The following is a 23,694-nucleotide window of genomic DNA, read 5'->3' as shown; positions in this document are numbered from 1 at the left end:
TCTATACAATCTTGATATCAATATCAGCGATAATATAGGAAATCATCAGCTTCACCTGCGTATCCGCCGTTTCAAAGTTGGCTGTTTGCCACACGGTTTTATTTAAAATGCCTGATTCTTTATTAGGTCCAATCACAGCTTCCCCGAAAATCACGGACGAGGTGACTGACAGCCCCATATCCTCCGGCACGATAATGTCCAGATCTGCGATGACTCCCTGCAGAACAAGCGTGACTTCTTTTTGTTCAGGGATCGCATAGGTCAAATCAATCTTCGCTTCACCAATGACATGCCAGATGGAGCTGTTGCGCAATACCCATGGCTCTTTCCCCCAACGCACACTCTCGATCAAACTTTTCTTCACATAACTTTCGGCACGATGCAGCTGCCTCGAACGAATATAGAAAAATCCCAAAGATATTAATATAATGGCAAGCAGCAATGAGAAATTACCGCCTAATAAAATAACGAGCCCGATGCCCATCAAAATGTAGCCCTTGCGGGGTGATGACTTTCTCACCTTATGAATACCGACAAAGATCAGCACAATGGCAAGCACGGTGAAAAAGCCCCAATGATTATTGGAAAGCAAAAATATGCCGACGCCGATCAATACCAGCGCTACATTGCGGTCGTTGCGGTTGCCCTTCCGGTCATGACCGGTGCCGTCTCCGCGATCGCTTCCCTTCCATTTACGGTCAAATTTCTTCATCCTATGCTGCCTCCTTTCTTATGCTGATTCTGGGTGGTAGTATATGACACCTATGCACATGCATTTACTCTGATCCTCATATAGGCGGAAAAGCCATAGCGGCTTTGAAATGGCCCTATGGCTTTTTGCCTTACCAAGCATATCATAATTCGGTATCCACTCAAAGAGGATAATGAGAAGAAATTACTGAGACTTTTCAGTACCCATTTTTTCCTTTAACAGCTGCAGCTGATCATCGACTTTCTTTTGCTTAGCCGCATCTACGCTGCTCGCAGGTGTGTAGCCAACTCCACCGGAGTATGCACTGCTGCCCACGTAAGGCTTGCGAGCAATTTCAGCTTCCACTTCAAGGGTTACAATCTTGTCTTCCATACGTCTGAAGCCTTTGGCTGCATGACCGCCTTCGATGACATTGTGCGCTGTGACTTGAGCCATCTGCCGCTGTGCTCTCGCGAGTTGGGCACGGGATACAAGCTCACTGCGCTTGTTGCGCATTTGATAGAACGCATCCTTCATCTCGTGAAGCTGTTGAACGAGCTCCGCAGCCTGTAGCTTGGCCTGCTCATGTGAGTCGGCATACTCGGTAATTTTGCCTTCGTAGTACAGCTTCTGCTCCAGAGCCTGACGAGCAGCCAATTCCTGACCATTCTTCAAGGCTTCCTTAGCTTGCTCTTCACGCTGATCAGTCAAGCGAATCGCTTCTTCATAACGTTCCTTCAGCTTACGCTCGTTGGCAATCTGGCGGGCTACCGTTACTTCCGCTTGTGCAATTTCTTCCTCCATATCACGCAAATACTGGTTTAACATAATAATCGGATCTTCAACTTTATCCAAAATTTCATGCAGCGATGCTTTCGTCATGTCCTTAATTCTTGAAAATACTCCCATGGTTTACACGTCCCCTTTAGTTTGTTGGTTTTTTTCGTATTGCGCTACTTTGGCACGAAGCTCTTCGATTTCTTTCCACATTGCTTTTTTCTCAATATCCTTCATCAAGTCATCCAGATTGTCACCGGCTTGACCTTGTCCATTCGCTTGGGAGCCTGGATAGCCAGCTCCATTTGCTCCGAATTGGTTGTTGTACTGACGATATTCATTGCGTTTATGCTTGCGATAGCCACAGCCATGTTTTTTTCCATTCCATTCCTGACCCCATGGCTGTTGTCCCCATCCAGGTCCAGCTTGCCCATTCCAATTCGGTGCCCCTGCACCTTCGAATCCGTATCCCGGACCAAACGGTCCATGGTCACGCGGCTCCTTCGGAATGACCAATGCAGCAAGGAAATACAAGACGATTACGACTCCACCGGAAAAGAATGTGGTGAACACCAGAATCAAACGAATCCAGGTCGAATCGATTCCTAAAGTTTCTGCCAATCCACCGGACAGACCAGTTACATATCGGTCCGAACGTGAACGAAATAGTCTACTCATGATCGCATCCAGCCCTCCTCCTGCAATTTAACCTTGAGTTTAGCCATCTCCTGATCCAGCGCTTGCGAGGCTGCCGTTCCTACGGCTTGCAGCACCTCACGTCCATGGCTTCTCACTTCACGCAATGCACGCGCTGCCGATTCCATATCGGAGACCCGCTCCTCTAACCGATCGAACATCCGCGGCTGCTCAGCGCCAATTCCGCCACCCATACCGCGCAGCCGTTCGTTCATCCGCTGCTGCAGGCGCAGGCTCTCCAATCGTGCAATGTAATAGCTGCGTTTGGAAGCAATTTCCTCGTAATCTGCTTTGAACTGCTGAAGCTGGCTTTCCAGCTCGACAATGCCAAGCTTGCTTTGGTCATACAGCGTCTTGTACTGCACACTGCGTTCCTCCTGCTGCAGCTTTTCCTGAAGAGCTATGCGGGCCACTTCATCCTCACCAGCCTTCAATGCCATCAGCGCTTGCTGCTCGCGGCGCTCCATTAATTGCGCAGCCGTCATATACTGCTGTCTCAGCCCGGAGGCGTGTGACAAGCACTGCTGCAGGAGGCGCTCCGAGTCTCGAATTTGCTCGGCCTGTGAGTTCAAATATTTATCAATCAGGCGAACCGGATCTTCTGAATTTTCAAGCATTTCATTGAACGTAGCAACCGTAATATCTCTGAATCGTTTGCCTAAACCCATACTCTTAACCACCTTCATCTTGGAATCTGACTATAAGTCTTAATAAGCGCGTGATTTTCTTTTCAAGCTAGATATTCCATATACGATTAACCCTATGGCAACTATTATGGCAATCACACCGGACAGCTTCACGATTAGCACTAGCGAACCGATGGCAATCAGGATCAGACCGATAATCGTACGATCATTCCGAAGTCCCAGATAACCTAGTCCAATCAACGCAACCGGGAATAAGTAACTCATGATGTGCCCCATGTGCAATCCCATTTTGCTAAGCAGAATCATGACACCAAATGCTATAAGCGCTAACGCCAAACCGCTGTTTCGATTCAACCTCATTTATGTATTCACCGCCTTTCGTTGTGATGTCCCTTGCTCATGTCTTTATTCTAGACCACACAACCCCTTTTCAAAACGGACCTACGGCGGTTTTTCATACTGGACCAAAGTCGGGGCACCTATGCGACCTCAGGCGACATCTATGGATATACGCTTAAAGGACCATAAGAAAAGCTCCTAATCGGAGCTTATTCGACGATGATACATCCGTATTTTAAATGTAGCTTTTTTTGTGAGATAAGAATCGTTCAGCTTTGCTGAAAACATATAAATTCTCTTAAGAAAAAGCGCAATCCGCCATTCCCGGCAGCTTGCGCTTTTTGCTTGCTTTAACATTCAGATCAAATCCAAAAAGCATTACGATGTGACAGATTCAATCACCGAACGGTGCACCAAGCGGCCAATCGCATTGCCGATATCCGTTGCTGTCCCGGCATGCTGGTGAACGCCACCTTGAAAGTAACGAGAATCACAGGCAATCACTATAGCATCAGAGGTCGTTCCGGTAGCGATCAGCTCTGTCTCCGGGTCCATAATCGACATATCTTGAAGTGCTGCCGCTTTGGCTTCCGTAGCCGCCATAATGCCCTCAATCATAGCTGAAGCAGTCATTGAGCCTTGTATAAACATCAAGATGTTGATCGTTCCCGGTCGATAAGATGAATACACCGTCCGTTGCACGCCCGCCCTGGCCGCATTCCCCACACCGCTGGTTGTACACACAACGAGGCCATACTGGTCACCGATCTCCTCTTGAACAGATGTGCGGTGTAAATGAGCCGCTGTCATCAGTCCTACTGTTTTATTTAATGGATAACCAAATTTAAGGATGAGACTTTCCAGAGTTTTTTCGGGCATACTACAATCAAAATCTTTGGAGACGTGTAAATTAACAAAATGAGATGAGTTTCCCAAACCGCCACCCCATAAGGCACTTCCCAGCGTGATAAACCCCGATTGCGAATGAACAACGATATGTTGTTCTTTTAATTGAATGGAAAGCCCAGGCCAGATTGTCGAATGATATGAGGCTGTCGTTCCTTCAAAGGGTTGTGCCATAAGAATCACTCCGCTTCGTAACCAGCTCCAGTTTAAAAGAAATCAGGCAAATAAGTCTGACGACGCGGTATCAAGGCTTCGAGTCTCCTTATCGACTCCTCAGAGCCCTGCAACCGGTTAATGCTATGCAGAAACTCGGGACGCTGATAGCCCATGAACATCGCAGAAAGCGTCGAGATATCACATTCCACAGCCAGCTCGTTCAAGTCGTTTTGCCCTGCTTGAAGCTTCTCCACCTTGGCTGTGCCAAAGGCATCTATCTTAATTGTAAAGCTGCCGTCATTCCATTCAGCATGGCGATCACGGATGTGCAGCGTCAGCTCACTTTCTCTCATTCCCGTTCCCAACAGATCATCTGCCACCGCAAACGGAAACTGCTCCAGAAAACTAACGACATCAACAATTCGTGCCATAAAATAAGGCACCAGCTCCTGCTTGATCCGTGGATTGTCCAGTAAAAACGATAGACGATTATCAGCAGGTGCCTGCAGCGTAACCTTATCCATCATGGAATCATGATCTGCTATGAACTTCCACAATGCCTGCTCCGCTTCATAATTCAAAGCGATCATCTCATGAATTTTGCAAATGTTATCCTTAACATCATAAAATACATACCCACCCGGTACGCCAGCAACGTCTCGATAAACGGCTGCTGTTCCTTTTTTGGATGCAAAAATGCGTCGCTTCCACCACTGCTCATCCCGATCCAGCGTACCGTTGTAACGAACTGCATAACTGCGATAAATCCCGTTTAATAAAGGGATCTGCTCATCCACACGAACGATGCTACCCGTCTGCAGAGGAAGCTTCGGCAGCATGGCAGTAGGGATCTCATACTTCATATAATCTGTGTAGGTTTCCCAACCAAATTTACGATAAAAGGCGAATTGGAACGGATGCAGGAAAGATAAGATTTGCCCTTGCTCCTTCATGACACGCAGTGCGTTATGCAGCAGCCCCGTAACCAGGCCGCCGCGGCGATATTCAGGCCATGTTGCTACTCCAGCAATCCCCCCCATTTCAAAGCGCTTGCCATGAAGCCACGTATGCAGCTCAAGAATCGACAAGCGGGCTGCCAGCTTGCCATCCACATAAGCACCCCATGATTCCTGTTCATTGAAGAACGCAAATCGTTCCTCCCGCTGCTGCGGTGTTAGCACCATCTGAAAAGCGAACTCGGATAAAGCGATACTATCCGCAGCATGCTCCTTATGGATTTGACGAATGTCCAATGTACTCATCCTTATTTCCTCCCATTCCATAACCTTACATTTATTATACTAGTGAAGACTAGCTTTTTAAACCACCTGCAAGCACGATGGATCCTCTCGGCTTTTCACCGTTGGCATCCGGTTCGAGAGTAATCGCGACCGTATCGTAGTCCTTCGGTTCAAAAGTAAAATATACGACGCCTTTGCCCTCTTGAGGGGAGAACGTTCCTGCGCTCACGGGCTGATTATCTTTAATGAGCCAGACCTGAAAAGCCTCCTGCTGCTTCACTTCAGGTAAATCATCGGCCTGTACGATCAGGTGTGTTCCTTTACTATCGATGACAATGGAGGCTAGACCTTTGGATACAATATTTTCCGCTGCTGGATTCAAAGTGACGATTTTATTAACCTGCATACCCGCTGCAGGCTTACTCGCAGCAGCCAGCTTGCTGTTCAGTCCAACCAGTTCGGTTTGCAGCCCGTTGACCGTCTCTTGTATGGCAACCAAATCCGCCTGCAGCCCACCCATACTGCCTTTAAGTGAATAGGCATACAGCCCGAGTCCGATTACAGCTGCTGAGAGCCCGAGGCTGGCCAGCCTCCAGTAACGAAGCCTTTGGTCTGCTTTGCCTTGACTGGATATGCGGCTGAGCTCCGTAACCCTGGACGAATCGTCCATCGCTTGCTGTTCTTCAGCGGCCTGAGTTGAACGGCTTGCCCGTATGGTTTTCAAAGCGGTTCCCGAACCAGATATCGCGTCCAGCTCAGAGACAGACCGAATCACCACATCCCGAGCCGGATGGCTAGCTGCCGTACTATTAAATACATGATCCAGAACTCGTTCGCGCATCCCTTGCGGAACTTCTATCGGTTCTGAAGCAGTTGGCAGTAAATCAACAACTAGCTGCTGCTCAATTAATTGATTACGACATACGGCACAAGTTTTCAGATGCTTCTTGAACTGTGCTGCTTCCTCTTTCGTTAAGCCATCCAAAGCGTACAGCTCTACCAGCTCACACATCAGATCTGTTCGTTGGTTACTCATTGCTGAACTCCCTCCTTCCCCCATCGGATAGACGCCGCTGAAGCTGTTTCATGGCTAACCGAACACGACTTTTAACGGTCCCCAAAGGGATGGCGTACATATCCGATACCTCCTGATGCGTATATCCCTGATAGTAAATCCATTCGACGACTTTTTTCTGATCCTCGTTCAAATCATCCAAAGCGGCCTTCACCTGCTCACCGACCCACTTCTTTTCTACATTCAACTCTGTATTCATCCGTTCATCCGCAACAAATTGCAGCTGATCAGGCTCAGCCATAGAATGCGGTGTACGGCTTCTTTTTTTCCTCAATAGATCAATCGTAATATTGCGTGTCAACGTGAACATCCAGCTCGTCAGCTTGCCCTGTGCGCCATCAAAGCGCTCGGCTGTTTGCCAGATCCGCAGAAACAGCTCCTGTACAATTTCCTCGGACATCATAGCATCTCTTACCATACGATAGGCGAATGAATAGATTGGTTTTTCATAATGATCATACAGCTGCTTTAAAGCCTCTTCATCTTTAGCTGAAATTCGCTTCATTAGCTCTTGGTCGGGCATTAAACCGTTCATGAAGGATCTCCTTTCAGGCGACTCTCCCTCTTATACTTCTATTCGCAAATAAACTCTCTCTGGATTCACATGACCAAATTTTTCTGCACGCAGAAGAAATCCCCATGAGCCTTAGCAGGTATGCAACAGGTATAAGGAAAAATCGACGATGTTCTCTCTCGTGCCATTGTAACCCAGTTCAAGAATGAATTCCATGATATGTCAGCTATAATGACGAACATTTCGCATCCATTCCGCAACGCAATACCTTATGGGTAACCGAAATAATCATACGCCAAAAGGGTGCTTTCCACTAATTCGAAAAACACCCTGACGCATTGTTAGAATTCTGTTCAAGAACCATCGTAAACAGCAAAGACAATACCAATCATAAGACTATGATATATCACCTAGCCATTCGTACACAGATAAGTATTATCTGCCTGCGAAGTAATAAACGGACTGGGCTGACCTAAGGAATATATATACAGCAGGTGCATCGCACGGGTGCATGCCGTATAGAACAGCTTGCGCTCATTCTCACGACTATACCGCTCACGGGAGCCATTATAAATAATAACCGCATCAAACTCCACACCCTTGGCTAAATAAGAAGGAATAATGAGCACACCTTTTTCAAAAGACGGCGTTTGCTTCGTGATCAGACGCAGCGGGAGATGTTCACGCATCGCTTCATATACTTCTGCACTCTCGTTCGCTGTTTTGCAAATCACGGCTATCGATTCATATTGGTCTGCAATAAGCGCCTGCAAATCAGCTTTCATACGGTCATGCAGCAATTCCAGCCCCGAAGCCACAATAACCTTCGGTTTCTCTCCGCTACGATTAAAGGGCACGATATCTTCACCGCCGGGCACCATCCCTCTTGTGAATTCAACAATCTCACGTGTAGAACGGTAGCTGCGCATTAACCGAATCAATTCGGTTTGTTCGGCACCGTATAACCGGGCAATCGGATCATGCTCGCCCAAAGAAGAAGCATGGGCATAAATCCCCTGATTCACATCACCTAAAGCGGTCATACGGCAGCGAGGGAACAATCGTTTGAGAAAATGAAGCTGGAACGGCGAATAGTCTTGAGCTTCATCGATAATGACATGCCGGATGCTCGTATTCGTCTGAAAGCCCTGAACGAGCTCCAGCAAATACAGATATGGTGTTACATCCTCATAAGCAAGCTCTGACTGCTCCAGCCGCTGAATCGTCTGACGACTGATTTCAGGCCAATACTCCGGTACACCGGCTTCTCCCGACAAGCTCGCCAGCAGTCCTTCCTTATCAAATAACTGCCGATACAGCGCTCGTACATTCACAAAGCGCAGCTGCTTAACACGCCGCCGCAGCGGCTTTAACCGCTCGTGGACAACCATGCGGGCCAGATAGCTTTTTTCCACATCAAAGTCATCGAACGTCGTGCCTTTGTCCTTCTGAATACGCTGCTGCTCTTTATAGGCGCGCCGGTAATCATCGACATCGAGTAGCTCAATCTCTTCTTCCACCCAAGGCATACTCCGCTCCAGCTTCTCAAATGCACTGATTTCCTTCAGCAGCCAATCGCGCAGCAGCACTACCCGGTTAGCCAAACGAATGGAGGAATCAAAGCTGTAAAATCGTTCCTTGATTCGGCGCGAGGATACAACCTCACGACCTTTAAAACGAATGGAAATAAAGTTCATCCCCTGCTGCTCCAGCCAGGTTTTATACGCATCCATGACCATCAAATAGTCCACGGACGACTTGTAGCGGATACCGCTGTTTCTGGCCGCATACTCCACATCCTCTGGCGCACTTAATACGTATTCGATCTGGATAAAAGGATCCTCGAGCTGAAAGTCACGGCCGATTCGGCTTTCTAAATATTGCTGGAATGTCGTTTGCAGCATATTTTCCTCGCCAAGCTCAGGTAGCACGGTCGATACATAGCTGTTGAACATCGGGTTCGGGGAGAACAGCAGCATCTGATCAGCCTGCAGCGTTTCGCGATTTTTGTATAACAGATAAGCCACCCGCTGTAGCGCCGATGACGTTTTGCCGCTGCCTGCGGCCCCCTGAACAATCAGCATACGGCTGCGATCATTACGGATGATCTGATTTTGCTCCTTTTGGATCGTGGCGACAATGCTCTTCATTTGCGCATCTGAGCTGCGGCTCAGCACCTGCTGAAGCAGCTCGTCACCGATTGTAACACCGGTATCGAACATCAGCCGAATATCGCCTTCACGTATGACATACTGCCTTTTGAGCAGCATCTCTCCTTCAATGGAGCCTCCGGGAGTTTCATAGGCGGACGGGCCCGGCGGGTAGTCGTAATAAAGGCTGGAGACTGGCGCACGCCAATCATAGACGAGAAAGGTATCGTCCTTCTCGTCCATAAAGGACGCAATACCGAGATAAATCTTCTCTGTTTGTTGCGTGCCCGTTTCCTTGAAATCAATTCGGCCAAAGTACGGCGACTTGACCATACGATTCAGCTTCTTCAGCGCAGAATAAGCCAGACGGTGGGTGCGTTCCCGTTCCGACAGCATCTCAACCTGCTGTTTAAGGTTGGATAAGGTCTCGGCTGCATCCTCGGCCGTACCCATATTGACCGTGACATCATCCCAGAAATGAGCACGGATATCTACAACCTCGCCCCTAACCTCACCGACCTCTCCTTCCAGCTGCCCGATTTGCTGTTCCATCAAGCCAACAACGTTATTAACACGCTGTTGCTCCTCATTCCATTGCTGTTCTGTCATGCTCATTCAAGCCGCCCTCTTTCAAAAATAGTGAGTTAGGTAAGGTTATTCAGGAATATCATTGACAATGCATTAGTATTTATGTTATACTCAGATAAAGATATTCATGTTCGGATTATTTTAATTTCAGACTATTTCTTATTCTAACATTTCCTGCCTCCAAAATCAATATAGGAGGTTGTTTGTCGTTTCTGTCTCCTTGTTTACAACTGAATCTATGTAATGATGAGCTTAGAAGGTCATTTCTATCCCCATGCATGACACCAAAGGCTTCGCCGTCCTCTTGGGATAGCGAAGTCTTTAATGTCGCTAATAATTACTAACGTTTCTATCATTCACCTTATCCCGTATGATTCCTAATGAAGGCAGGTATTTAGTCATGTCCCTTCGGATTGTCATCCTTATCGCACTCAGCTTTCAAGTCATGCTGTTCAGCACTCGGCCCATCATGTCCCTATATGCCTTGCAGTTAGGAGCCAGCACCTGGCAGATCGGCATGCTGACAGCAGCATTCGCTTTTTTCCCATTCGTATTGGCGATTCATATTGGAAAAATAACGGACTTCATCGGAGATCGTCTACCCGTCATATTTGGCATGATCGGCCTGACCGTCGGTGTCGCTTTACCTTTCCTGTTTCCTCACCTCTGGTCGCTTTATGTATCTCAGGCGATTATCGGAGTATCCCAAATTTTTGGCGTCATTTCTCTGCAAAATGTAATCGGAAACATATCCACCAAAGAAAACCGCGATCATCAATTCGGCTTATACAGCACGGCTATCGCCTCAGGTGGCTTGATCGGCCCTGTTCTGGGCGGATATTTGGCCGAGCTGGTATCCTATCCTTTCGCTTACTTCGTTGCGGCCTGCATCGGGGTCTTACCTATTTGCTTATCTTTCCTGATTCCTCATGCAGAACGCAAGAAAAAAGCCGGTACAGAGAAAACAGGCTCCTCGTTTCAATTGCTCAAAATTCCCCTGCTGCGTAAGGCGCTCGCTTCCAGTGCTCTCGTACTCTATTCAAGAGATATATTTGTCGCCTACTTTCCGCTGTTCGCTAGTCAAATGGGCTTGTCAGCCACAGATATTGGCTGGATTATTACGATACAAGGATTAACCATGGTTATCGTCCGCTTTTCGTTAACCCGATTGAGCGGCAAGTTTGGACGTGGTCGTGTGCTGCTCGGCTCAATATTGGTCGCAGGATTGTCCTTCCTGTTAGTACCCTTGTCCAGTAATGCAATCTTATTTGGGGTGCTCAGCGCGTTTATGGGGGCTGGGCTCGGTTGTGGGCAGCCTCTATCCATGACGACTACCTATAATGCTTCGCCAAAGGATCGAACCGGAGAGGTGCTGGGTCTGCGTCTTGCCATTAACCGCCTGTCGCAGCTGATAGCTCCCATGATGTTCGGGCTGCTCGGTACATGGGCAGGTGTCGTTTCCGTCTTCTACGTCAGCGGTGCTTTTCTGATCGGCGGTGCTTTTTTGACCAAGCAGACTACGGAGGAAGACTTTGAAGAGCAGAAACAAGCACAATAAAATTATTCAATGAATCCGGATTGAATCAAAAAACAAGCCTAGAAAGTCCACATGCACCTTCTAAGCTTGTTTAGCGATGATTTGTACCTTACTTGCTCTTTGTTGCCAGCATATTGAGCAGAACGGTTACAGCCTCTGCCCTTGTAGCGTGGTCTTGAGGAGCGAACTCGTTAGCACCTTTCCCTTGCATAATGCCTGCTTTCTTCACGTAAGCAATACCGTCCTTCGCCCACGCTGGAATGCTCTTGTAATCTGCAAAGCCTGTTGCGACATTGGATTCACTATGCTGACCCAGAGCATTCGCAAGTATGACTGCCATCTCCGCACGTGTTATTTCTGCATCTGGACGGAAGCTTTTGTCCTCATAGCCATTGATAATCCCTGCTTGTACTGCCTGCGCGACCGCTTTCTGCGCCCAGGTTCCGATCTTCGCTGTATCTACGAAGCTCAGCTTCGTTCCTTCTCCTGGCAGCTTCATTGTGTTCATCAGCATCACGGCAAATTCTGCTCTCGTCACGGTGTGATTCAGCTTAAACGTTCCGTCCGGATATCCCGTCACGATAGCACCGCTTACCGCTTGCTTTATGTTGGACTCGGCCCAATGCCCAGTAATATCCGTAAGGTTATACCCTTTGATTGATCTGTACAATTACAGGATCAAAAGCTAAGATTAGCGTTACCGGTTTATTGAAATTGTCCGGGAAGTTTTTCATAAGCTCAAAGATCGGACTGACTAGAACGCGTTGATTCATGAGCAGACTTTGTCCGTTGCATCGGCAGGAATAACGATCGTAATCCCATTTTCCAAGCTGACATTACCTTTTTTACCAACCGGAAGCGTTAGTTTTCCATCCGTGGAGGTCAGCGTAACACATTTCCGCTGCTGTCTATCGCCACACCGCCAGGATTGGAAAATCCTCCTGGTTCTTCACTTGAAACCGCTTCTGGCTTACCATATTGACTCCATTGTTCTGTTGCTTGTACCGGGTTGGCAAACAACCCTGCACCTATTAAAATGAATAGCGCCAAGCTCAGCATGTACCATTTCGTCTTATCCCGCTTTCCTTTAATTTGATTCCTGATGGTCGTCATGTTTCTTTCCCCTCAATATCTACTGAACTTGATGAAAGTTCGCAGTAAAAGTCGAAACTCCCGTTGCTTGATGTCAACTTATGTCGCTCCTTTTCTAACTTTAAGGCTAATTTGGCCAAAAAAAATCCCCCGAAATACGGGGGAGAAGAATACAGAAAGAGAGGTAGCACACAGAAGAAATGGGGGATACCAAGGATTCCCTTCATGCCAGTGTCATTATTTCTTTGGCACGCTCCAACGCTTGCGCTCGATTGTTGACACCAAGCTTTCTGTATATGTTTTTAATATGCGACTTTACCGTTTCACCCGAGATATTCAGACGATTGGCGATTTCCTTGTTCGACTTTCCATGGGTGATCAATATGAATATCCTGGCTTCCCGCTCGGTTAGTATCTCTTTAAGAGAGAGTTCCTCTTTCGAAGTGACATGTAGAGCTTGAAGCAGCTGCCCTACGTACGCTAATGAAACGGAGGGGGAACTTTTGATGCGAGCGTCTAGCTGCACCTTCATATAAGCGGATAACAACTCTGTCATCACAGCGCCTTCGTCCATAAAGCTGCGAATGTACCCCTCTGGTTCTGCTAAGAGTAAGGCTGTCTCCAACTGAACGAGTGCAGCCTCTTTCTGACCTAACCTATAAAGCGCCACACCTTGCATAATCAACACCTTGATTCGATCCCGGAGACGATCTTCCCTGGCTAACAAATGCTCCAATCGCTCTAACAGATACAGCGCTTCATCCATCCGTTCGCACACTGCAAGTACTCTAGCCAACGCCAAATGCTCTTCCATACGATTCAGCGAAACCTCGTCCGTATGCGCCAGACCACACCTTTGCAACCAATCAAGCGCATCTTGTTGCGAGCCTTTCTTCACGGATAGACAAGCTTGTTCCGCTGCGATTTTCAACCTAAATAATTCAACATCGGGTGAGTCAATCTGCGACTTCAACTGTTCCAACAGCTCGGATGCCCGGTTTAGATTGCCTTTGGCTTGCTGAATCCGCGAAGCACTAATGGCATTTTGCATCAAAATCCGCGCAAATGGCTGTATGTCCTCTCGTCCAAGTGCCTCATTTACATAAAACTCAGCCTCATCCAACCGATTCCACTCATACAGCAATTTGCTATAAGAGGCATACAAGAATCCGATGAACGGATATTCTCGCTTGTCTTTCCAGATTGCAATCCACTTCAACAGGAAGACATCCGCTGCATGTAAATCGTTAATAAGCGCCAACTGATCATCGAACGAATCATGGCCTTGATATCGGTTACGCCCCACCGTCTGAAAAAAGCTACCTTCCGGCATATATTGTTCTACCAATTCGAAGTAGTCCGACGTTCGCTCCAAATCCTTCTGAAGATAAGAAGTAACCGCCAAAAAAAAGTAAATATTGCCCATAGCCTGCTTCCATTCTGCATCAGGCCAGTTCCCTTCCTGCGCTTGAAAGCGGCTTGCGGCTTTCTCCACTCTACTGAAAGCTGCCTTCCATTCCCCTACGCCCAGCAATACGGATATATAGAACAGTTCGATCATCGGCTTCTCCACAAAGGAGTTTTCCGGCAAAACAGATACCCATCGGATCAGCAGCACACTTTTGGATTGCACGAACGTAGGCAGCTTTTTCTCAATCAACCGAACAGCATCCTCGGTTTGTTTTCCCTCTACATAATGCTCCACCGCTTCTTCGTCAAAACCATGCTTCTCCAGCCAATTCGCCGCACGAATATGCGCTTGCATCCATTTGTCCGGATCGGTTCTAAACAGCATTTGCTGCAAAAAATCGGAAAGTAACTGATGATAGCGATACCAATTCCTGTGATTGTCCAGAGGGATGACAAACAAGTTCAGCTTCTCTAATCTCTCCAGAAGCTCTTGACTGTTCACTTGACCCGTAGCAGCCTGGCACAAGGAACCATTCATCCGATTCAATATTGATGTTTCCAATAAAAAAGCGCGCATAGACTCCGATTGATGAAGGAACACTTCTTCCAGCAAATAATCAGCTATATGATGCTGGTGGCCGCTGAATTGTTGGAGGGTCTCGCCTATATTCATGCTGCCCTTCAGAGAAATTGCCGCCAACTGCAGGCCGCTGATCCAACCTTCAGTCTGATGGAACAACACCGTCACTTGTTCTTTGGTTAGTAACAAATCGGTCGTGTCACTGAAAAAGGCATGCCCCTCATCCAGTTGAAACCGCAAATCATGCATCATGATTTGATTTAGTTCACCTTTTGCCAGAAGCCGCGCAGTAGGTATCGCCAAATCACTGCGACTTGCAATAAACAGATGAATATGGGGAGGTAAATGCTCAAGTAGATAGATCATGGAATGGTGAATGTCAGGAACTTCAATGACATGATAATCGTCGAGAATAATGACCAACTCATCGGTTAATCGATTCAGCTCATTTAGTAATGCCGTAATTGCAGGCTTTAATGATAGCAAAGGTCCTTTTTCAAGAAGAGGCTCTATCGTTTGACCAAAGCCTGAGACTCTCTCCGTAATGGAAGCTGTGACGCAACTCCAGAACTGACCCCAGTCATTGTCCTGCTTATCCAGCGAAACCCACGCTACAAGCGCGCCGCATTGCTTTACCCATTCACTTAACATGGTTGTTTTCCCGTAACCAGCTTGCGCGGAAACAAGCGTTAGCTTGACTTGTAGCCCCTCATTAAGCTTGCGCATCAGCCTCGGCCTAGACACCAAGACCTTACGCACGTGGGGGATATGAAGCTTCGTACTTACAATCAATTAAATCCCTCCGTACGGAATTGAACTTTAAAGTTCAATCTATGAATAGTATATCAGACAAGACAAGTACGCGCCTAATTTGAGCATTGAGGCAGCTCTTTCAAATCGTCCTCTGTACGAGCCAGAACCCATTCCGTTAGAAAATTAAACACCAAAACCCCCATGCAGAGCGGGTTCGCTCTGCATGGGGGTTGAGTATATTCAATAACACAAATGATTTCATTTGGAATATATTCACATTATATAAACTCTTACTTATATATGGGTTTCGTTAAGTAAAAGCACCCTAACCAGCTCTTCCCGTTCGGCTCCACGCCCGCCTGCAGGTATATGAATCAGACAGTCGGCGTCCTTGATTGATCTCATAATACTCGATTTATCCTTGCCAGCAGGCTCGACACATACCCGACCTTCCTGCAACTTCATCGTACCTCGTACATATCGTGGATAGGCGGAGCCTTTGGCGTAGTCGTCTTGCAAGTATCCTTTTGTCTCTGCATGCGTCCGTTCTGAGCACCCCAGAATTCCTTTTATGTAAGGACGGACGAACAATTCAAAGCCTACAAAGCTGGCACCGGGATTTCCCGATAAAGCGAACAGCAGCTTACCTCTCCAAAATCCGACTGAGGTCGGACTCCCCGGACGCATGGCTATTTTGTTAAAGAGCAACTGACCATCCCAACGCTCGAATACATCTACCAGGACATCCTTATCTCCTACGGATACGCCACCTGTCGTGATGATCAGATCCACATCCTCCAATGCCTCCAGCAGCGCCCTTTCCACCTCTGCCGGCTCGTCTGGTAAAACACTCATTATGACGGGCTCCCCGCCAGTCTCCGTCACCTGGGCAGCCAGCATATAGCTGTTGCTGTTGCGAATTTTCCCCGGCTCTAGAGGCAGCCCAACCTCCAGCAGCTCCGAGCCTGTAGAAAATATCGCCACACGCGGCTTCCGAAACACACGTACCCGATCAAACCCAAAAGTAGCCAGCACTGCCGCCTCACCCGAACGAATGATTCTGCCCGGCTGCAGCAGTACCTCACCTGGCACTACTTCTTGTCCAATCGGGGTTATATTATCACCTTCGGCCATTTGCTTATGAATACATACCTCTTGATCAGCAAGAATGTCCGTCATTTCTATCATAATGACCGCATCCGCACCTTCAGGAACGACAGCACCTGTCATGATTCGCGCAGCTTGTCCTTTCCCTACGGGAAGAGACGGCATCGTTCCGCAAGGGATCATTTCGGTAACAGCTAATTTAACGGGCTGACCCGGGGTCGATCCGATACTATCCGCCGCGCGCAGCGCATAGCCATCTACACCGGATCGGCGAAAATGCGGAACCGGATGGTTGGCCGTCACCGTAACTGCTAACCGCCGTCCAAAACTCTCGGCAAGCCCTACTTCCTCCGTCTCCTGCAGACGCACATAATGGAGAACCACTTGCTGCGCATCCTCCACCTGGACCAACTTACGCTGAAATCGATATCCTGTCACCGTGTCCATTACCCTCCGATCTGCGACATTCTGCGTAAAGTAGGACTATGGCTTTGCTGTTCACTTAACAGAGCTTTTGCCATTTCGTGACTCTCCGGCTTCACATCAAGCGCCTTCAGAAACAGCTCTGCCAATGCCAGATCGTCGCCGATACGGGAGCGCACGTTAAACTCATCGGACCAGTAGAGACAAGGCTTAATGTTACCATCCGCCGTCAACCGCAGTCGGTTGCACGTTTCGCAAAAGTGGTCACTGATCGGATGAATTAAACCAAACGACCCGAGCGCACCGTCAATTCGATAATTTTGCGAAGGCCCGTTGCCATACACTTCACCAGAGGGTAAAGCCGTCCATCCTCTTTCCACACATCTATCCATCACAGTCGTTAAAGGAACGTACTTGCTTTTCCAATTCGAATCATCATGTCCTATCGGCATATATTCAATAAACCGCACCTGTACATCGCGGGTCATAGTCATCATCAGGAAATCATCAATTTCATCATCATTCAAGCCCTTCATCAGGACTACATTCAGCTTGATCGGATACAGACCTACACGATAAGCGGCTTCAATACTAGCCATGACGCGGTGGATATCACCGCCTCTTGTAATTAAGGAGAATCGGTCAGCACGTAGTGAATCCAGGCTAATATTAATACGCGTTAATCCTGCTGCACGCAGTTTATCCGCTCTTTGTGCGAAATATATACCATTCGTTGTCAAAGCAATATCTTCAATTCCGGGAATCGCGGATAGGCGAGCGATTAGCTGCTCCAGATTTTTCCGGACCATGGGTTCTCCACCCGTAATTCTAAGCTTGCGCACACCAAGACCAGCGAGAACCCGCACAACCTCATAAATTTCATCAAAGCTGAGCATTTTGTCCTCAGGCTCAAATTCCATGCCCTCCTCAGGCATACAATAGACACAGCGCAGATTACAGCGGTCCGTAACGGAAATGCGCAAATAATCATGAACACGGCCAAAACGATCCTGGAGTATATCCGCCAATTCATTCACCCCATTTCCTTAGATTGTAGAATGGACTTGATATATATGGAAGGGTTTAATTTCCGAAAAATACTTACTCGTTATTATCGCACATTTTACAATCAAAAAGTAAATCATGCATAAGTTCCCGCAATCTATCTTGCTTATAGCTGCAATTTTTCCAAGTCAGCGGGTTCATTGACATTGACAATAAAATTCAACGGGATCTCTTGCTGCACGAACAAGGACTCTTCACCAACCGCACTGCTCGCAAGCTTAATTAACGCCATCATCCGGTAGCACTCTTCATCCAGCAGCTGATCGATTATCGACTTACAGGACCGATGATAGATCGCGTGCAGCGGCTGCAATCTGCCCGCAATCAGCGGCAGCGCAATCTCGCACTCCGCCCGATTCCTGTCACGCCTCAGTTCCAGCAGCAGCTGAGCAGCGGCTGCCGAAGCAAAGGGCATATCACAAGCAACTACCCATAACTCATCATACCTTGCCTTAGCCATTGCAGCCTGCAGACCCGCAAGCGGACCTTTTCCCGGGTTCAGATCCCTTATGATCCGTACATCCACTTGCTGATTGGACAAAAACGGCTCGAATAGTTCCGGTTGATTGGCTACTATGATAATCTCACTGCACAGCTTGCTCAGCTCTTCCAGCTGCCGCTCGATGAATCGCTTGCCATCCAGCTGCAGGAGCGCTTTCATGCTGCCGCCCATCCGACGGTTGCTGCCACCGGCTAAAATGACTCCAGAGATCAAGTTCGCCACCCTCCCCAAGTGCAGTACCCTCCCCAGCCCTCCCTGGAAGGGAGGGCTGGGGAGGGCGCTGCCCTCTGGACTCCCTCTCCGGAGGCGCATACTTTTTAGTTTTTTATACACGCTTTTCGTCCCTCACGGGACACGCTTACTTTGGTGCGGTTGACTCGTTAGTTGATTGACTGTGTGTGTTCGGGGCGCTTTTCGTCCCTTACGGGACACGCTTAGTTTCGATTATTAAATTCATTAATCAACCAACCCTATTCGGGGTTCTCTAAGCGTTTTTCGAAAGAAGCTCGCCAGCTGTCGGACAGGGCACCGACAGATAGTAATTGGCGAATAGCGGTGGTATCGGATTTGTCGACATATTTGAGACGGTTGGCAGTAGTAACCGTGATAGCAAGCGGCTGTCTCTCGACCAGACGGAATGTTTGCCCTGCTGAGACACGTCCCTCTTGCAGGACGCGAAAGTAATAACCGGTATAGCCTGTTTCCTGAACCTGTACAGGGAGATCCTTGATTCCATGCTTAACAGCAAGCTTAAAGCACGGCTGCCGGGGCTGGCTAAGCTGGACGACAGCTGTACCAATTTCATACGTATCCCCGATATGGATATCAGATTCAAGCAATCCCTCGATTGTAAAATTTTCTCCAAACGCTCCATATGGAAGCTTCCGTTGTAGCTTTTCCTGCCAATAAATATAATGCTCGGCGCAATATACGCAGACCGCTTTATCGGCCCCACCGTGGTTCACCAGATCTGCCTGCCCATCTCCCTCCAGCTGGGTCGTGGAGAGCAGCAGCTCCTGATCTACGGGATTTTTGAAAATTCCGGTTTGTACAGGCTTCCCCTGATAATCGACCGTAACCGGCATACTGATATTTAATGAAACCAGCTTCATGTCCATAAGCCTCCCGCTCGCCTGTCAGCTGTCCTGCGCGAGTTCTTTTCTTTCTACTATAAAATAAAAAGTCAGAGGAGGCTATACGAAATTACCGAAATGGTTAGATACAACGTCTATCCCACATCGCAGCTCATACGGCAAAAGGAGCCGAACTGTCTAAGACAGCTTGCTCCCCGGTACCCAAGCATCATTATCGTAGCCGCGAACCTCCCAATAACCGATATGCTCTTCTTCGATCAATTCGACAGCCTGCAGCCATTTGACCGATTTGTAAGCATACATTTTCGGGACGATCAGCCGGACAGGACCTCCCAATTGATTCGGAATCGGTTTACCGTCCATTAATACCGCAACCATGACATCTTCCATTTTAACCTGCTCCAATGACAAACAATCCGTATATACCTTGTCGCCCGAATACATTTTGGCAAAACGTGCTGCGCCCTTCACTCCAGCCATCTGAAGCAGCTCCGACAGCGGAATCCCTTCCCAGGTTACCTTATACACCGACCAGCCGGTCACACAATGAAAATCACTCACCTGTACCTTACGCTTGAGCTGCATAAACTGTTCCCAGTTCCAGGTTATTGGTTTATCCACCAGACCCGATATCGAAAACTGCCAGCTATCGCTCGAAAAGGCCGGGATGTCCGTAACCGTATATACACGAAACTCACCTTTCAGACCTCCTCCGATAGGAGGACTCGATTCGGCAAGTGCAATAGGCTTTGGCTGCATTTGATTGGCATCGGACGCGTAAATCTGGTCCAGCTCAGCGCCCCCGGTATCCGAAACACTCTTCATCCAACGGTAAAAATAAGGACCTACACCGAATACTAGCAGAAGCCCGATAACGGTACGCAAAAAAGTCGCCCGCGAGATCGGTGCATTTTTCAAAAATTCCACAAATTTTTGTGGACTCATAGCACTTGCTGCCACTATCTCTCCTGAACCAGATCCCGTTTCTGCTGCCGCCACACCCGCAGTTTCCCGTTTATCCTTCAACAATTGTCTGGCTGCCTTCTGTTCCTCAGATCGCATCGTTTTGAGCCAACGGCTTCGTGAAATGGAATGATACAAGGCGTATGGGATTCCGACCCAAGTGAACAAGTCATGCAGCACCAGCGAAACATTACTCCACACCGGAGGCAGGTTGTGGAACTGCCACAGAATAAGTCCTGTAATCCCCCAACCTATGAGTAAAAACAGCACAACCACTAAATTCCACCGCTGCTTTAATCTCGTTTTGAGCTGCTTCCAATGCTTGGGAATCAACGGCAGGTACAAGGCAATGAGAACAATGGATGCGATACCGAGCACGATATGAGCCTGCTTCAGAACTACACGAAGTGCGCCCAAATCACCACGAATCGTCGGGACATAGAGCACCACACCCGTAACAGCCAGCAAAAGTACGACCCAAGCGTTCCATGCGTGCAGCCTTGATAATTTTTTGCCGTAAGATTCCTTTAGCCAATCTCTCCATTTATCCATTTCCGCACCGCCTTTCCTGTTTACACCATTCATTTGGCAACCTTCTGATTCGTCGTCTTTAATTAGGAATACGTAAAGAACAGGGCTCTTGGTTGTATGCAATCTTCTAAATTACGAAAATTATGCTCACAAAACCAATCTACTTATCGTTGGACCACAGGTACCGTAAACCAGAATTCACTACCTTTCCCAAGCTGACTGCTTACTCCAACCTGGCCACCGTGAATTTCCACGATCGATTTGGTAATCGCCAGACCAAGCCCTGAGCCTCCGCTCGCCCGGCTGCGTGAATGATCCGTCCGATAAAAGCGCTCAAACAGCCGAACCTGCTCCTCTTCGGCAATGCCCTCACCTTGATCCTCCACTGTAACCAATACGAACCCATCCTTTGGCATTTGCGCGTAAATTCGAATCTTTCCCCCTTCAGGAGAATGACGCAGCGCATTGTGGAGCAAATTGGAAACGACCCGTTTAATCTCATTAGGCATAATCGAAACGGGCGGCAGCCCCTCAGGAATGTGTCCTTCCACTTCGATTCCTTTATCCTCAATTTGCAGCAGATGGCTTTGCAAGGTTTCGACAATCAGATTATCCAGATGATACGCCTCAGGCTCAAAGCTTTCCGCACCTGCCTCCCTGCGCGACAGATCAAATAAATCATTGATTAAACCACTCAGACGTTGGGTTTCCAGACGAATCGTACTCAGATAACGTTTATACGTATCAGGGTCCTCTATTAAATCATCCTGCAGAGCCTCAACAAACGATTGAATCGAAGCCAGCGGCGTACGCAAATCATGGGACACATTGGCCACAAGCTCTCGCCGCGAAGCCTCCGAGGACCGCAGCTGCTGGAAGCTTTCATTCAATTGACGGCTCATTTCATTAAAATGAACGGCCATCGCCTGAAACTCCACAGGTCCAATCAGCGGCAGCTCCCCACGAAAATCTCCCTGCGCGATCTGCTGAGATTCCTTGCTGATCATATCAATGGCCCGCTCAATTGGTCGCGTCATGATCAGATGTACAATCAAGGAAAGGATTCCTGCGCCAACAGTTACAAGAGTAAGCCATATCAACTCATCCAGCGTCAAGAACATCTTCCTGTAGCTGACAAACAAGCTGATCAAGATGGCAGCAATACTGACCAGACTCGTTAACAGCAAATAGGTGCGCAGGCCCACCGAGCCCATAAACCGGTTCATACCGGCTCGCCCCCTTTTCCGTCAAACTTATAACCGATACCCCAAACGGTTTTGATGTATTTAGGGGTAGAAGGGTTCTGTTCAATCTTCTCCCGCAGCCTTCGGATATGAACTGTCACCGTTGTCGTATCTCCAAAATAATCAATGTCCCAAATCGTATTCAATAATTGATTGCGAGAAAACACCTGATCGGGATGGTTGGCAAACAACCAAAGCAGCTCGAATTCCTTAACAGTTAGCTCCGCTTCCTTACCGCCTACCCTGACTGTCCTTCGCAAACTATCGATTTCCAGACCCATTCGATGAATGATCGAGCCTGATTTGCCAGCCGGAGAAGAGACTGCTGTGACGTTGGCTGGTTCTATCGGCCTCAGACGCCTTAGAATCGCTTTCACACGCAGCACCAGCTCCCGGGGGCTGAACGGCTTTGTCATATAATCATCCGCGCCCATCGTAAGTCCCATGAGCCGGTCCAGCTCTTCACCTCTGGCTGTAAGCATCAGAATCGGCACATCGCTCCTGCTACGGATTTCCTCACATACTTGCCAGCCCGTTTTCTTCGGCATCATCACGTCCAGCACGATAAAATCCGGTGACTCGCTTTCCCATATATGTAGCGCTTCATCGCCATCCTTGGCGCATACGACGTCAAACCCCTCACGCTGCAGGTATCGGGCGCACACATCGGTTATATTTTCCTCATCATCAGCGACCAATATTTTCACCATAGACTCGTACGCCCTCCTTTTTGGGTGACAGCAATGAGACACAAGCCAGTTCCAGCTAAACATACTATGACTGTATTTTAACATAACCTTCACCTGCAAATATTACGTATTCCTTAACAATCTCCTGATCACCTCTCATTTCTTTCATAACCTGTAAAGACGGCAAAAGCCCCGCCGACTTTGTGAGCTCGACAGGGCTTTATTCATGTTATCTAAATTAAAATCGTATATGAGTGCAGAGCTCGATTGGTGATCTGATCTATCTTCATCATTTCAGCTAAATTACTGATTAATATAACGCTCGAAAATATGACCATAATCCTTGACCTTGTACTGCTTGTGGGTTTCCACCATCCAGAAGAAAGCAGACTCCGTAATTTCCTTAAATTGCTCGACGATATTACCGCCCTCTTTGACCGAACGATTTAATGTCGCTGATGCGAGATGAACGCTTTCTTTTGCATACTGCAGCGTCGTTTCGTTATCATAGGAGATTTCCGCAATTTTGAGCAGTGATTTATACAAATCCTTGACTTCGGCAATATGCTTCTTGTGAACATCAATGGAATAAACCGCTGCGCCAATCGTGAATTTAATTTCCACATCGAGATCAACAGTTCCCGCTGTTTCAAGAGCTACGTTCGTAATGGGATGATGGCTGTAATTAAAGCGACGAAGCGTCCGTTTTTTGCTTAGTGCACTTGTACCATCCAGATGGATAAGCCCCAAATTGGTGAAGCAGTACTCATCAGCCTTGGATTTGATCAGAAAATAAATTTTTTCGTTGTCCTCATTCATGACGTAATCGTCAGCATCTACCTTATCGTAATCCGCTGGTTTAATTACGCTTCCAATATCGCTTAACCCTAACGCATCAGCAGCAATTTTTTTGAACATAAAAGT

Annotated in this window: 22 protein-coding genes; 1 reads left to right on the top strand and 21 read right to left on the bottom strand. The window is 47.8% G+C overall.

Features of this window, described 5'->3' with window-relative positions; translation table 11 throughout:
- Position 1: 1 nt before the first annotated feature.
- The 10 genes from liaF to helD all read right to left on the bottom strand — a co-directional run bounded on the left by liaF (position 2) and on the right by helD (position 9,807).
- Positions 2 to 712: a cell wall-active antibiotics response protein LiaF gene (liaF, locus tag OB236_RS01045; RefSeq protein WP_083689777.1), complete on the bottom strand. Its 711-nt coding sequence runs from the start codon at positions 710 to 712 to the stop codon at positions 2 to 4.
- Between the two features lie 183 nt (positions 713 to 895).
- Positions 896 to 1,600 (bottom strand): PspA/IM30 family protein, encoded by a 705-nt coding sequence (locus tag OB236_RS01040; protein ID WP_076236276.1) that lies wholly within the window; start codon positions 1,598 to 1,600, stop codon positions 896 to 898.
- A gap of 3 nt (positions 1,601 to 1,603) precedes the next feature.
- Positions 1,604 to 2,146 (bottom strand): PspC domain-containing protein, encoded by a 543-nt coding sequence (locus tag OB236_RS01035; RefSeq protein WP_262682201.1) that lies wholly within the window; start codon positions 2,144 to 2,146, stop codon positions 1,604 to 1,606.
- Positions 2,143 to 2,832 (bottom strand): PspA/IM30 family protein, encoded by a 690-nt coding sequence (locus tag OB236_RS01030; RefSeq protein ID WP_262682199.1) that lies wholly within the window; start codon positions 2,830 to 2,832, stop codon positions 2,143 to 2,145. Before OB236_RS01030 ends, OB236_RS01035 begins: the two co-directional genes overlap by 4 nt.
- Before the next feature lie 39 nt (positions 2,833 to 2,871).
- Positions 2,872 to 3,171 carry a LiaF transmembrane domain-containing protein gene (locus tag OB236_RS01025; protein WP_076236273.1) on the bottom strand — a complete coding sequence of 100 codons (300 nt, stop codon included), beginning with the start codon at positions 3,169 to 3,171 and terminating at the stop codon, positions 2,872 to 2,874.
- 357 nt (positions 3,172 to 3,528) lie between these two features.
- Complete coding sequence (locus tag OB236_RS01020; RefSeq protein ID WP_262682197.1) at positions 3,529 to 4,230, bottom strand: adenosylcobinamide amidohydrolase; 702 nt, start codon at positions 4,228 to 4,230, stop codon at positions 3,529 to 3,531.
- 32 nt (positions 4,231 to 4,262) lie between these two features.
- Complete coding sequence (locus tag OB236_RS01015; protein ID WP_262682196.1) at positions 4,263 to 5,474, bottom strand: GNAT family N-acetyltransferase; 1,212 nt, start codon at positions 5,472 to 5,474, stop codon at positions 4,263 to 4,265.
- 49 nt (positions 5,475 to 5,523) lie between these two features.
- Complete coding sequence (locus OB236_RS01010) at positions 5,524 to 6,489, bottom strand: anti-sigma factor (RefSeq protein WP_262682195.1); 966 nt, start codon at positions 6,487 to 6,489, stop codon at positions 5,524 to 5,526.
- The gene (locus OB236_RS01005; protein WP_076236269.1) at positions 6,482 to 7,063 is read right to left on the bottom strand and encodes an RNA polymerase sigma factor; all 582 of its coding nucleotides are present in this window, start codon (positions 7,061 to 7,063) and stop codon (positions 6,482 to 6,484) included. Before OB236_RS01005 ends, OB236_RS01010 begins: the two co-directional genes overlap by 8 nt.
- A gap of 389 nt (positions 7,064 to 7,452) precedes the next feature.
- Complete coding sequence (gene helD, locus OB236_RS01000) at positions 7,453 to 9,807, bottom strand: RNA polymerase recycling motor HelD (RefSeq protein ID WP_262682194.1); 2,355 nt, start codon at positions 9,805 to 9,807, stop codon at positions 7,453 to 7,455.
- A 373-nt stretch (positions 9,808 to 10,180) separates the two neighbouring features.
- Here helD and OB236_RS00995 point away from each other — a divergent pair, with 373 nt between their 5' ends.
- On the top strand, positions 10,181 to 11,338 hold the full coding sequence (locus tag OB236_RS00995) for an MFS transporter (RefSeq protein WP_262682193.1): 1,158 nt from the start codon (positions 10,181 to 10,183) through the stop codon (positions 11,336 to 11,338).
- Positions 11,339 to 11,426: 88 nt separating this feature from the next.
- Here OB236_RS00995 and OB236_RS00990 read toward each other — a convergent pair whose 3' ends face one another.
- The 11 genes from OB236_RS00990 to OB236_RS00940 form a co-directional block, all read right to left on the bottom strand.
- Positions 11,427 to 11,987, bottom strand: coding sequence for an S-layer homology domain-containing protein (locus tag OB236_RS00990; RefSeq protein WP_262682191.1), 561 nt, complete (start codon positions 11,985 to 11,987; stop codon positions 11,427 to 11,429).
- A gap of 212 nt (positions 11,988 to 12,199) precedes the next feature.
- Positions 12,200 to 12,430 carry a hypothetical protein gene (locus tag OB236_RS00985; protein ID WP_262682189.1) on the bottom strand — a complete coding sequence of 77 codons (231 nt, stop codon included), beginning with the start codon at positions 12,428 to 12,430 and terminating at the stop codon, positions 12,200 to 12,202.
- A gap of 202 nt (positions 12,431 to 12,632) precedes the next feature.
- Positions 12,633 to 15,191: a LuxR C-terminal-related transcriptional regulator gene (locus tag OB236_RS00980; protein ID WP_262682188.1), complete on the bottom strand. Its 2,559-nt coding sequence runs from the start codon at positions 15,189 to 15,191 to the stop codon at positions 12,633 to 12,635.
- A 255-nt stretch (positions 15,192 to 15,446) separates the two neighbouring features.
- Positions 15,447 to 16,697 (bottom strand): molybdopterin molybdotransferase MoeA, encoded by a 1,251-nt coding sequence (locus OB236_RS00975; protein ID WP_262682186.1) that lies wholly within the window; start codon positions 16,695 to 16,697, stop codon positions 15,447 to 15,449.
- A gap of 8 nt (positions 16,698 to 16,705) precedes the next feature.
- Complete coding sequence (gene moaA, locus OB236_RS00970; protein ID WP_262682185.1) at positions 16,706 to 17,710, bottom strand: GTP 3',8-cyclase MoaA; 1,005 nt, start codon at positions 17,708 to 17,710, stop codon at positions 16,706 to 16,708.
- Between the two features lie 143 nt (positions 17,711 to 17,853).
- Positions 17,854 to 18,471 (bottom strand): molybdenum cofactor guanylyltransferase, encoded by a 618-nt coding sequence (gene mobA, locus OB236_RS00965; protein ID WP_262682240.1) that lies wholly within the window; start codon positions 18,469 to 18,471, stop codon positions 17,854 to 17,856.
- Between the two features lie 248 nt (positions 18,472 to 18,719).
- Positions 18,720 to 19,367 (bottom strand): MOSC domain-containing protein, encoded by a 648-nt coding sequence (locus OB236_RS00960; protein WP_262682184.1) that lies wholly within the window; start codon positions 19,365 to 19,367, stop codon positions 18,720 to 18,722.
- A gap of 153 nt (positions 19,368 to 19,520) precedes the next feature.
- Positions 19,521 to 20,858, bottom strand: coding sequence for a molybdopterin-dependent oxidoreductase (locus OB236_RS00955; RefSeq protein ID WP_262682183.1), 1,338 nt, complete (start codon positions 20,856 to 20,858; stop codon positions 19,521 to 19,523).
- A 143-nt stretch (positions 20,859 to 21,001) separates the two neighbouring features.
- Entirely contained in the window at positions 21,002 to 22,063 is a 1,062-nt protein-coding gene (locus tag OB236_RS00950) for a sensor histidine kinase (RefSeq protein WP_262682181.1), read from the bottom strand.
- Positions 22,060 to 22,791, bottom strand: coding sequence for a response regulator transcription factor (locus OB236_RS00945; RefSeq protein WP_262682180.1), 732 nt, complete (start codon positions 22,789 to 22,791; stop codon positions 22,060 to 22,062). Before OB236_RS00945 ends, OB236_RS00950 begins: the two co-directional genes overlap by 4 nt.
- A gap of 282 nt (positions 22,792 to 23,073) precedes the next feature.
- Positions 23,074 to 23,688, bottom strand: a complete 615-nt coding sequence (locus tag OB236_RS00940; RefSeq protein ID WP_076236261.1) for a PH domain-containing protein — start codon at positions 23,686 to 23,688, stop codon at positions 23,074 to 23,076.
- Positions 23,689 to 23,694 lie beyond the last annotated feature (6 nt).

It is taken from the genome of Paenibacillus baimaensis, assembly GCF_025567575.1.
This window is presented reverse-complemented; position numbering and strand designations above follow the sequence as displayed.